General features: G+C 66.6%; 9 protein-coding genes. 5 read left to right on the top strand and 4 right to left on the bottom strand.

The window, feature by feature from the left end:
• Nucleotides 1-40 precede the first annotated feature (40 nt).
• Together BLV92_RS12725 and galU are read left to right on the top strand one after the other, a co-directional pair.
• The gene (locus BLV92_RS12725) at nt 41-2,923 is read left to right on the top strand and encodes a valine--tRNA ligase (protein ID WP_090545400.1); all 2,883 of its coding nucleotides are present in this window, start codon (nt 41-43) and stop codon (nt 2,921-2,923) included.
• A gap of 83 nt (nt 2,924-3,006) precedes the next feature.
• Nucleotides 3,007-3,888 carry a UTP--glucose-1-phosphate uridylyltransferase GalU gene (galU, locus tag BLV92_RS12730; protein ID WP_090545401.1) on the top strand — a complete coding sequence of 294 codons (882 nt, stop codon included), beginning with the start codon at nt 3,007-3,009 and terminating at the stop codon, nt 3,886-3,888.
• Nucleotides 3,889-4,044: 156 nt separating this feature from the next.
• Here the strand turns inward: galU and BLV92_RS12735 are convergent, their stop codons facing one another.
• From BLV92_RS12735 to BLV92_RS12750, 4 genes are all read right to left on the bottom strand, one after another.
• A complete protein-coding gene (locus BLV92_RS12735; RefSeq protein ID WP_028208042.1) occupies nt 4,045-4,272 on the bottom strand; it encodes a sulfurtransferase TusA family protein in 228 nt (75 codons plus the stop codon).
• A 138-nt stretch (nt 4,273-4,410) separates the two neighbouring features.
• Nucleotides 4,411-5,502, bottom strand: coding sequence for a Gfo/Idh/MocA family protein (locus BLV92_RS12740; RefSeq protein WP_090545404.1), 1,092 nt, complete (start codon nt 5,500-5,502; stop codon nt 4,411-4,413).
• A gap of 83 nt (nt 5,503-5,585) precedes the next feature.
• Nucleotides 5,586-6,605, bottom strand: coding sequence for an inositol 2-dehydrogenase (iolG, locus tag BLV92_RS12745; RefSeq protein WP_090545405.1), 1,020 nt, complete (start codon nt 6,603-6,605; stop codon nt 5,586-5,588).
• Nucleotides 6,598-7,488: a MurR/RpiR family transcriptional regulator gene (locus tag BLV92_RS12750; RefSeq protein WP_090545407.1), complete on the bottom strand. Its 891-nt coding sequence runs from the start codon at nt 7,486-7,488 to the stop codon at nt 6,598-6,600. The genes iolG and BLV92_RS12750 overlap by 8 nt, the downstream gene beginning before the upstream one ends.
• 254 nt (nt 7,489-7,742) lie before the next feature.
• On the opposite strand from BLV92_RS12750, the gene BLV92_RS12755 reads away from it, so the two are divergent.
• From BLV92_RS12755 to BLV92_RS12765, 3 genes are all read left to right on the top strand, one after another.
• On the top strand, nt 7,743-8,798 hold the full coding sequence (locus BLV92_RS12755) for a sugar ABC transporter substrate-binding protein (protein ID WP_090545409.1): 1,056 nt from the start codon (nt 7,743-7,745) through the stop codon (nt 8,796-8,798).
• A gap of 273 nt (nt 8,799-9,071) precedes the next feature.
• Nucleotides 9,072-10,241, top strand: coding sequence for an ABC transporter permease (locus BLV92_RS12760; RefSeq protein WP_090545411.1), 1,170 nt, complete (start codon nt 9,072-9,074; stop codon nt 10,239-10,241).
• A gap of 18 nt (nt 10,242-10,259) precedes the next feature.
• Nucleotides 10,260-11,072 (top strand): ATP-binding cassette domain-containing protein, encoded by an 813-nt coding sequence (locus tag BLV92_RS12765; protein ID WP_090545413.1) that lies wholly within the window; start codon nt 10,260-10,262, stop codon nt 11,070-11,072.
• Nucleotides 11,073-11,076: the final 4 nt, after the last annotated feature.

Below are 11,076 nucleotides of genomic sequence, written 5' to 3' on the forward strand. Positions count from 1 at the left end.
ATTGAACGCTTTCCGCATCCATTTTCGGCAGATTCCACCCATGAGCGACAGCAGCAGCACGCTAGCGAAGAGCTTCGAGCCCCAGACGATCGAGGCCCAATGGGGTCCCGAGTGGGAGCGTCGCGGCTACGCCGCGGCGACCTTCACGCCGGGCCGCAACAATTTCTCGATCCAGTTGCCGCCGCCCAACGTCACGGGCACGCTGCACATGGGCCACGCGTTCAACCAGACGATCATGGACGGCCTCGCGCGTTATCACCGGATGCTCGGCGACAACACGCTGTGGGTGCCGGGCACCGACCACGCGGGCATCGCGACGCAGATCGTCGTCGAGCGCCAGCTGGACGCGCAGAAGGTCTCGCGCCACGACCTCGGCCGCGAGAAGTTCGTCGAGCGCGTGTGGGAATGGAAGCAGCAGTCCGGCTCGACGATCACGAACCAGGTCCGCCGCCTCGGCGCGTCGATCGACTGGTCGCGCGAATACTTCACGATGGACGACAGGATGTCCGCCGCCGTGCGCGACGTGTTCGTGCGCCTGTACGAACAGGGGCTCATCTATCGCGGCAAGCGCCTCGTGAACTGGGACCCGGTGCTGATGACCGCGGTGTCCGACCTCGAAGTCGCGAGCGAGGAAGAGAGCGGTTTCCTGTGGCACATCCGCTATCCGCTCGCGGACGGCTCGGGCCAGTTGACGGTCGCGACCACGCGTCCGGAAACGATGCTCGGCGACACGGCGGTGATGGTGCATCCGGAAGACGAGCGTTACGCGCACCTGATCGGCAAGACGGTGAAGCTGCCGCTGACCGGCCGCGAAATCCCGATCATCGCGGACGACTACGTGGATCGCGAATTCGGCACCGGCGTCGTGAAGGTGACGCCCGCGCACGACTTCAACGACTACCAGGTCGGCCAGCGCCACGGCCTGCCGCAGATCGAGATCCTGACGCTCGACGCGAAGATCAACGACAACGCGCCCGACAAGTATCGCGGGCTCGACCGCTTCGACGCGCGCAAGCAGGTCGTCGCGGACCTCGAAGCGCTCGGCGTGCTCGACTCGGTGCAGCCGCACAAGCTGATGGTGCCGCGCGGCGACCGCACCGGCGTCGTGATCGAGCCGATGCTGACCGACCAGTGGTTCGTCGCGATGAGCAAGCCCGCGCCCGATGCTACGTTCGGTACGTTCAACCCGGGCAAGTCGATTGCCGAAACCGCGCTCGACGTCGTGCGCAACGGCCAGATCAAATTCGTGCCGGAAAACTGGACGACGACGTACTACCAGTGGCTCGAAAACATCCAGGACTGGTGCATCTCGCGGCAACTGTGGTGGGGGCATCAGATCCCGGCCTGGTACGGCGAAAACGGCGAAATCTTCGTCGCGAAGACCGAAGACGACGCGCGCGCGCAGGCCGCCGCGAAGGGCTACACCGGCGCGCTGAAGCGCGACGACGACGTGCTCGACACGTGGTTCTCGTCGGCGCTCGTGCCGTTCTCGTCGCTCGGCTGGCCGCAGGACACGCCGGAACTCCGGCACTTCCTGCCGTCGTCGGTGCTGGTGACGGGTTTCGACATCATCTTCTTCTGGGTCGCGCGGATGGTCATGATGACCACCCACTTCACCGGCAAGGTGCCGTTCGACACGGTGTACGTGCACGGCCTCGTGCGCGACGCCGAGGGCCAGAAGATGTCGAAGAGCAAGGGCAACACGCTCGACCCGATCGACATCGTCGACGGCATCGACCTCGAAACACTGGTCGCGAAGCGCACGACCGGCCTGATGAACCCGAAGCAGGCCGCGACGATCGAGAAAAAGACCCGCAAGGAATTCCCGGAGGGCATCCCGGCATTCGGCACCGACGCGCTGCGCTTCACGATGGCGTCGATGGCCACGCTCGGCCGCAACGTGAACTTCGACCTCGCGCGCTGCGAGGGCTACCGCAACTTCTGCAACAAGCTGTGGAACGCGACCCGCTTCGTGCTGATGAACTGCGAAGGCCACGACTGCGGCTTCAGCAAGCCGGGCGCGTGCGAGCCGGGCGACTGCGGCCCGGGCGGCTACACCGACTTCTCGGCGGCCGACCGCTGGATCGTGTCGCTGCTGCAGCGGGTCGAGGCGGACGTCGCGAAGGGCTTCGCGGACTACCGTTTCGACAACGTGGCTAACGCCCTGTACAAATTCGTCTGGGACGAATATTGTGACTGGTACCTTGAACTCGCGAAGGTGCAGATCCAGAACGGCACGCCCGCGCAGCAGCGCGCGACGCGCCGCACGCTGCTGCGCGTGCTGGAAACGGTGCTGCGGCTCGCGCATCCGGTGATCCCTTTCATCACCGAGGCGCTGTGGCAGAAGGTGGCCCCGCTCACCGACCGCTACCCGCAAGGCCAGGCCGAAGGCGAAGCGTCGATCATGGTGCAACCGTACCCCATCGCGGAGCCGGGCAAGATCGACGAGTCCGCCGAACAATGGGCGACGGACCTGAAAGCGGTGATCGACGCGTGCCGGAACCTGCGCGGCGAAATGAACCTGTCGCCGGCGACGAAGGTGCCGCTGCTCGCGACCGGCAACGCCGAACGGCTGCAGACGTTCGCACCGTATGCGCAGGCGCTCGCGCGGCTGTCGGAGGTGCAGATCATCGCCGACGAGGCGGCGCTCGACGCGGCGTCGGATGGCGCGCCAATTGCTATCGTAGGAACAGACAAGCTCGTGCTGAAGGTCGAGATCGACGTCGCGGCCGAACGCGAGCGCCTGTCGAAAGAGATTGCACGGCTCACCGGCGAGGTGACGAAGTGCAACGCGAAGCTCGGCAACGAGAGCTTCGTCGCAAAGGCCCCGCCTGCTGTCGTTGAGCAGGAGCAGAGAAGGCTGGCAGAATATCAGGCCACGCTGGGCAAGCTGGCCGCGCAGCTCGCGCGGCTGCCTGCCTGACCGCCCCGCTCGGGCAATCAATGCAGTGACGCGCGGCGCATACGGGAGCGCCGCCGCGTCCCCGCCAGGATCAGGGTACAGACATGCTAAAAGTGACAAAAGCGGTATTTCCGGTTGCGGGCCTCGGCACACGCTTTCTGCCGGCGACCAAGGCGAGCCCGAAAGAGATGCTGCCTATCGTGGACAAGCCGCTGATCCAGTACGCCGTCGAGGAAGCGATGGCGGCCGGCATCACCGAGATGATCTTCGTGACCGGGCGCAGCAAGCGGGCGATCGAGGACCATTTCGACAAGTCGTACGAGATCGAGGCCGAACTGGAGGCGCGCGGCAAGGACAAGCTGCTCGAACTCGTGCGCAGCATCAAGCCGAGCCACGTGGACTGCTTCTACGTGCGCCAGCCGGAGGCCCTGGGTCTGGGCCACGCGGTGCTGTGCGCGGAGAAGCTGGTCGGCGACAACCCGTTCGCCGTGATTCTCGCGGACGACCTGCTGTACGGCCAGCCGCCGGTGATGCAGCAGATGATCGAGGTGTTCGACCACTATCACAGCTCGGTGATCGGCGTCGAGGAGATCCCGCCGGCGGAAACGCGCTCGTACGGGATCGTCGACGGCAAGGAATGGGAAGACTCGATCATCAAGCTGTCGGGCATCGTCGAGAAGCCGGCGCCGGAGGTCGCGCCGTCGAATCTCGGCGTCGTGGGCCGCTACGTGCTGAAGCCGAGGGTCTTCGAACACATCCGCGCGCTGAAGCCGGGCGCGGGCGGCGAGCTGCAACTGACCGACGCGATCCAGTCGCTGCTCGCAGACGAACAGGTGCTCGCATACAAGTACCACGGCACGCGTTTCGACTGCGGCAGCAAGCTCGGGTATCTGAAGGCGACCGTGGAATTCGCACTGCGGCATCCGGAAGTCAGCGCAGATTTCGCCGAGTATCTGCGCACCCGCTCGCCGGTGCTCGCCGGCTGACGCGCGTCGTTCGCACCGGGTTCGCGCGGCGAAGCCCGCGGCGGCACCTACAAAAAACGGCCCGCGCAATGCGGGCCGTTTTGCATGCGCGGCCCGGAACGGCCGGGCGCGCGCGGATAGGCGACGCGATGCAATGCGATGCGATGCGCGGCCGGCTCAGCGGCGGCGCATCAGGAAGACGAACGTCTTGTCCTGCTGCGAGCTTTCGACGATCTCGTTGCCGGTCTGCTTCGCGAACGCGGCGAAGTCGCGCTGCGAACCGGGGTCGGTCGCGAGCACCTTGAGGATCTGGCCGCTCTCCATGTCGGCAAGCGCCTTCTTCGCGCGCAGGATCGGCAACGGGCAGTTGAGCCCGCGCGCATCCACTTCCTTGTGAACCTGAATCTGCATTGCCGCTGGGTCCTTCTGGTGATTCCGGGATTCCGGATCACGCCCGCGCCGTCGTGCGGGCGTCGTTGTGAACGCATTGTGAACGTTTTAGCGTCGATTCTACCGCAGCCCGTCCTCACGCTCACGGCGCCGCTACAGCACGACCGCCTGCCCGCCATGCAGCGATTCGCGCAGCGCGCAGCCGATCCGCGTCGCTTCGAGCGCGTCCGCGAGCGTCGCGCCGGGCGGCTCCGGCGGCTCGCGACCGGCCGCCACGGCGGCACGCCGCGCCTGCACGGCCGCGACGAACGACTGCGCCTCGATCAGGAACGCGTCGTCGAAGCGGTCGAAGAACGTCGGCGTGCATTCGCTGCGGACGCCCGCCGCATCGTAAATCTCCACCCGATTCGCGCGCGGAATCCGGCCGACCGTCAGCGCGCCGGCCGTGCCGATCACTTCGCTCGACGTATCGTTGCCGTGCGCCATCGTCCTCGATGCGTAGAACATCGCGAGCCGGCCGCCTTCGAACTCGCAGATCGCGACGCCGTTATCGACGTCGCCCGTCTGTCGAAGCCCTTCGTGCAGCGCGATCGCGCCGGCCGCGTACACGCGCGTCGCGCGCGGCCGGCCGAGCAGCCAGCGCGCGACGTCGATGTCGTGCACCGTGCAGTCGAGAAAGATCCCGCCGGACGTCGGCGCGAAACGCACGAAAAAGCCGTCCGGATCGTTCAGGTCGCAGGTCTGCGAGCGCACGAGGAACGGCCGGCCGATCGCGCCCGCCCGCACCTTCGCGTAAGCGTCCTGATAACTCGGATCGAAGCGGCGCATGAAGCCGATCGTCACCTGAAGATGCGGATAACGCGCAGCGTCCGCCGTCACGCGCTCGCACTCAGCGACGTCGAGCGACAGCGGCTTTTCGCAGAACACGTGCTTGCCCGCGCGCAGCGCATCGACGATCTGCTGCGCGTGCAGCGCGGACGGCGTCACGAGCCACAACGCGTCGAGCGTGGCGTCCGCGACGAGCGCCGCGTAGTCGTCGTAGCGGCGCGCGCCGGGCAGCGTTTCGCGCGCCCATGCGAGGTCGGTGTCGAGCGGACTGCACACGGCCGCGAGCGTCGCGCCCGGCACGCGGTGCGCGAGGTTCAACGCGTGCCGCCGCCCGAGCCGTCCAAGGCCCGCCATTCCGACGCGCAACACCGGGGGCGCGAATGCGTCCGATGCAGCGCGGCTGTCTGTCTGCGTCATCCTCTGTCTCCCGCGGATGGGTCGTGCGAACGGTCACGGCGCAGGCCGCCCCGCCGCCCTCGCTTCATCGCCACGGCAGCGGCCTACCCCGCCGCGCCGACTTTCACCGCGCGCCCCTCGCGCCACGACAGCGCCGCGGCCTCCGCCAGTTCGAGCGCCTTCAGCCCGTCGGCGACCGTCGTGCGCACCGGCGTCCCCTGCATCACCGCCGAGTAGAAATGCTCGATCTCGTGCGCATACGCCGCGCGATACCGTTCGAGAAAAAACGCCTCCGGCACGTCCTGCGACACCGCCGTCTTCGACCACCCGACCACCTCGGTCGGCCGCACGTTCCCCGCTTGCAGCATCCCGTGGCTGCCGAGCACCTCGAAACGCTGGTCGTAGCCATACGCGGCGCGCCGCGCGGTGTTGATCTGGCACAGCCGCCCGCGTTTCGTGCGGATCGTCACGGCGGTCGAATCGATGTCGCCCGCGTCCGCGATCGCCGGGTCCGACAGGCAGCTGCCGGTCGCGTGCACGGTGTCCGCGTCGTCGTCGAGAATCCAGCGGAAGATGTCGAAGTCGTGGATCAGCATGTCCTTGAAGATGCCGCCCGAGCGCCGGATGTAATCGACCGGCGGCGCGCCCGGGTCGCGGCTCGTGACGATCAGCATCTCCGGCGTGCCGATCTCGCCCGCGTCGAGCCGCGCCTTCAGCGCCGCGAACGTCGGATCGAAGCGCCGCTGGAACCCGATCATGCAGACGACGCCCGCGCGCGCCACCGCGTCCGCGCACTGCCGCGCGCGCTCGATCGCGAGATCGACCGGCTTTTCGCAGAAGATGTGCTTGCCCGCCGCGGCCGACTTCATGATGAGTTCCGAGTGCGTGTCGGTGCTGGAGCAGATCACCGTCGCGCCGACCGACGGGTCGCCGAACGCGCCGTCCACGTCGGCCACCTGCGCGCCGTGGCGCGCCGCGAGCGCGGCGGCCGCGTCGCGGTCCACGTCGACCACGTAGCGCAGCCGCACGCCCGGCTGGCGCGCGAGATTGGCCGCGTGAATCCGGCCCATGCGTCCCGCGCCGAACACGGCGAAGTCGAGGGTCTTGCCGGCTCCTTCAGTCATCGTATCCTCCGGTATCCGTCGATTCCTCGACGTTCAGTTCGAGCCGGTACGCAAGCGCGATGAAAAGCGCCTGGCACAGGCAAAAGGTGCTGGTCAGCGAGCGGAACGCGAACGCGCTCCCCTCCTTCACGTACAGTTGCGCGTTCGCGTGGCGCGCGAGCGGCGACAGCCGGCTGTCGGTGATCACGAGCGTCTTCGCCTGATGCTGCTGCGCGACGCGCAGGCAATACTGCGTTTCCTTGCCGTACGGCGCGAAGCTGATCGCGATCACCACGTCGCCCTTTTTCACGCCGCGAATCTGCTCGTGATACATGCCGCCGAGGCCGGACACGAGATGCACGCGTTTGCGCGTGTGCTGCAACGCATAGACGATGTAGCTCGCGACCGGGAACGAGCGCCGCACGCCGATCACGTAGATGTTGTCCGCCTGTTCGAGCATCTTCACGGCCGCGTCGAACTGCGCGTCGTCGAGGCCCGCTTCGAGTTCGTCGAGCCCGCTGCGGCACGCGCCGATGAATTCGCGCGCGACCGCGCCGCCGGTGTCCGGACTCGCGTTGCCGGCCTTCTCGTCGATCAGCCGGCGGATGCGCTGCTGATAGCTGCTTGCCGACGCCCCCTGCCCCGCATACGCCTGGCGAAACACCGCCTGAAGATCGGAGAACCCCGAAAAGCCGAAACGCTGCGCGAACCGCACGACCGCCGACGGATGCACGCCGCAGCGCGTCGCGATGTCGCTCGTGCGATCCATCATCACGCTCGCGCGATTCTGCTCGATGTACGTCGCGACGCTCTTCAACTGGCGCGGCAGCGATTCGTAGTCGCGCGCGATCCGCTGCATCAGTTCGTCGACGCCTTCGACGGCGTCGGTCGTGTCATCCACCATGTCCGCTTTCCTTGCTTTTTGCTTGCCGTCGCGGCGCGGCCGCAGCGCCGCCCGACGTTGCGAATTATAGGCAGGCCCGGCCTGATTGGAACAGATTTTCCATTTTTATTCACAATGAAATTTCCATTGCACCCCCTGTGCGGATCGCCTAATCTTGTCGATGAGAGAGACGCTGCGCGGCTTTCGCGGTCGTCCCGCTCGACCCGGCTTGACCCGCTTGAATCCAATAACGACAGACCGAGAAAGGTGGAGACATGAGACATCGCAAGGGCAAGACCCTGCTCAGGAGGCTGGCCGCGGCGCTCTCGCTGGCGGCGGGAGTCGGCGCGGCGCTGGCGGCCATGCCCGCGCGCGCGGCCGATGCGCATTTCGTGCTGATCAGCCACGCGCCGGACTCCGACTCGTGGTGGAACACGATCAAGAACGCGATCCAGCAGGCCGACGACGACTTCAACGTCCAGACCGACTACCGCAATCCGCCGAACGGCGACATCGCGGACATGGCGCGCCTGATCGAACAGGCCGCCGCGCGCAACTACGACGGCGTCATCACGACGATCGCCGACTTCGACGTGCTGAAAAGCTCGATCGGCAAGGTCACCGAAAAGAAGATCCCGCTCGTCACGATCAACTCCGGCACCGAGGAGCAGAGCGAGAAACTCGGCGCGATCATGCACATCGGGCAGCCCGAATACGTGGCCGGCCACGCGGCCGGCGAGAAGGCGAAGGCGGCCGGCGTGAAGTCGTTCGTCTGCGTGAACCACCTCGCGACGAACACCGTGTCGTTCGACCGCTGCCGCGGCTTCGCGGATGCGATCGGCGTGAACTACAAGAGTTCGACGATCGATTCCGGCACGGACCCGACCGAGATCCAGGCGAAGGTCAGCGCGTATCTGCGCAACCATCCGGACACCGGCGCGATCCTGACGCTCGGCCCGGTGCCGGCCGCCGCGGCGCTGAAGGCGGTCCAGCAGATGGGGCTCGCGGGCAAGATCAACTTCTACACGTTCGACTTCTCGGACGACATCGCGAAGGCGATCCGTGCGGGCACGATCCAGTTCGCGATCGACCAGCAGCCTTATCTGCAAGGCTACATTCCGGTCGCGGTGCTCGCGATCGTGAGGAAGGAGCACACGACCGATCCGGTGAAGATCCGGCAGATTCTCGAAGCGAATCCGAAGTTCAAGCAGCGGCTCGATACGTATGGGCTTCAGCCGTCGTATGGGCCGCGCAACATTCGCTCGGGGCCGGGGTTCATCACCAAAGAGAACCTGGACAAGGTCGTGAAGTATGCGGGGCAGTATCGGTGATGCGGTGGTTGGGTGGCGGCGCGGATGGATCGAGATGCGCCGCCGCCCGGCGTGGAATGGGAGCAGGCATCGGTGTGCGAGGCGGGCGCGCCGCTGTATGGCATGGGACCGGAGCAGACGCCTCAGTGCCAACGGCCGTGCCGCTGCGCGGCATGGGACCAGAGTAAGCGCTGAAGCGCTAACTCTGGTCGACACGCTAACTCTGGTCGACCGCTTTGCATGGGACCGGAGTAAGCGCTGAAGCGCTAACTCCGGTCGACACAAGGAGACATCATGGGAATAGCCGGCAAGCATTTTCCGTCTCACGTTCACGACAACGACGCGCAATCCTCTCCCGCGTCGTCATCCGGTTCAGGCGCAAGCGACGAACGCATGCGCGGCGAATCGCGCTTCGGCCGCCTCCTCGGCCGCCCCGAATTCGCCGCCATCTCCGGCACGGTGCTGATCTTCGCGATCTTCGCCATCGGCTGGGGCGGCTCCGGCATGTTCGACCTCGACGGCATGATGAACTGGTCGCAGGTCGCGGCCTACCTCGGCATCCTCGCGGTCGGCGCGTGCCTGCTGATGATCGCCGGCGAGTTCGACCTGTCGATCGGCTCGATGATCGGCTTCTCCGGCATGATGGTCGCGATCCCGACGATGTACTTCCACTGGCCGGTCTCGCTCGCGATCCTGTTCGCGTTCGCCGCGTCGATCGCGCTCGGCGCGCTGAACGGCTACCTCGTGATGCGCACGCGGCTGCCGTCGTTCATCGTCACGCTCGCGTTCCTGTTCATCCTGCGCGGCCTCACGCTCGCGCTGTCGATCATGTTCGCGGACCGCACCATCGTATCCGGCGTCGGCGACGTCGCGCAGGCCGACTGGCTCACGAACCTGCTCTTTCACGGCGTCGCGTTCCACGACCTGTTCCGCGCGCTCGCGCATCTCGGCGTCGGCCGCTTGCTCGACAACGGCGAGCCGCTCGTGCGCGGCGTGCCGAAGGTGATCCTGTGGTGGTTCGCGCTCGTCGCGATCGGCGCGTTCGTGCTCGCGAAAACGCGTTACGGCAACTGGATCCTCGCGGTCGGCGGCGACGCGAACGCCGCGAAGAACGTCGGCGTGCCGGTCAAGCGCGTGAAGATTTCGCTCTTCATGCTGACCGCGTTCTGCGCGTGCCTGTTCGCGGTGCTCCAGGTGTGCGACATCGGCTCGGCCGCCGCCGATCGCGGCTTGCAGAAGGAGTTCGAGGCGATCATCGCGGCGGTGATCGGCGGCACGCTGCTGACGGGCGGTTACGGCTCGGTGATCGGCGCGGCGTTCGGCGCGCTGATCTTCGGCGTCGTGCAGATCGGCATCACCTACACGAGCATCGATTCGGACTGGTTCCGCGTGTTCCTCGGCCTGATGCTGCTGATGGCCGTGCTGTTCAACCACTACGTGCGCCGCCGCGTCGCGCAGTCGTAACGACAACGGGAGCCCGCCATGTCCGACACGCCCGCCACCCCGAACGACGCCGGCACGATTCTCGCGCTGGAGAACGTCAGCAAGTTCTTCGGCAAGGTGATCGCGCTGAACGGCGTCACGCTGCGCCTGAGACGCGGCGAAGTGCACTGCCTGCTCGGCGACAACGGCGCCGGCAAATCGACGCTGATAAAAACGCTCGCCGGCGTGCACGCGCCGTCGTCCGGCCAGTATCTGGTCGACGGCAAGCCGGTGCGTTTCGACTCGCCGAAAGACGCGCTCGACCTCGGCATCGCGACCGTCTATCAGGATCTGGCGCTGGTGCCGCTGCTGTCGGTCGCGCGCAACTTCTTCATGGGCCGCGAGCCGCAGAAAAAGCTGTTCGGCCTCGTCAACGTGATGGACCTCGACGCGAGCGCGCGAATCGCGCGCGACAAGCTCGCAGAGATGGGCATCCACGTGCGCGACCCGCATCAGGCGATCGGCACGATGTCCGGCGGCGAGCGCCAGTGTCTCGCGATCGCGCGGGCGATCCACTTCGGCGCGCGCGTGCTGATTCTCGACGAGCCGACCGCCGCGCTCGGCGTGAAGCAGAGCTTCAACGTGCTGAAGCTGATCCACAACGCGCGCGCCAAAGGCATCTCGGTGATCTTCATCACGCACAACGTGCATCACGCGTATCCGATCGGCGACTCGTTCACGCTGCTCAATCGCGGCCGCTCGCTCGGCACGTTCACGAAGGACACGATCAGCAAGAACGAGGTGCTCGACATGATGGCGGGCGGCGCGGAGATGCAGAAGATGATCGCCGAACTCGACGGCGCGACGATCTGAGCCG

The organism is Paraburkholderia caballeronis (assembly GCF_900104845.1).
GTDB lineage: Bacteria > Pseudomonadota > Gammaproteobacteria > Burkholderiales > Burkholderiaceae > Paraburkholderia > Paraburkholderia caballeronis.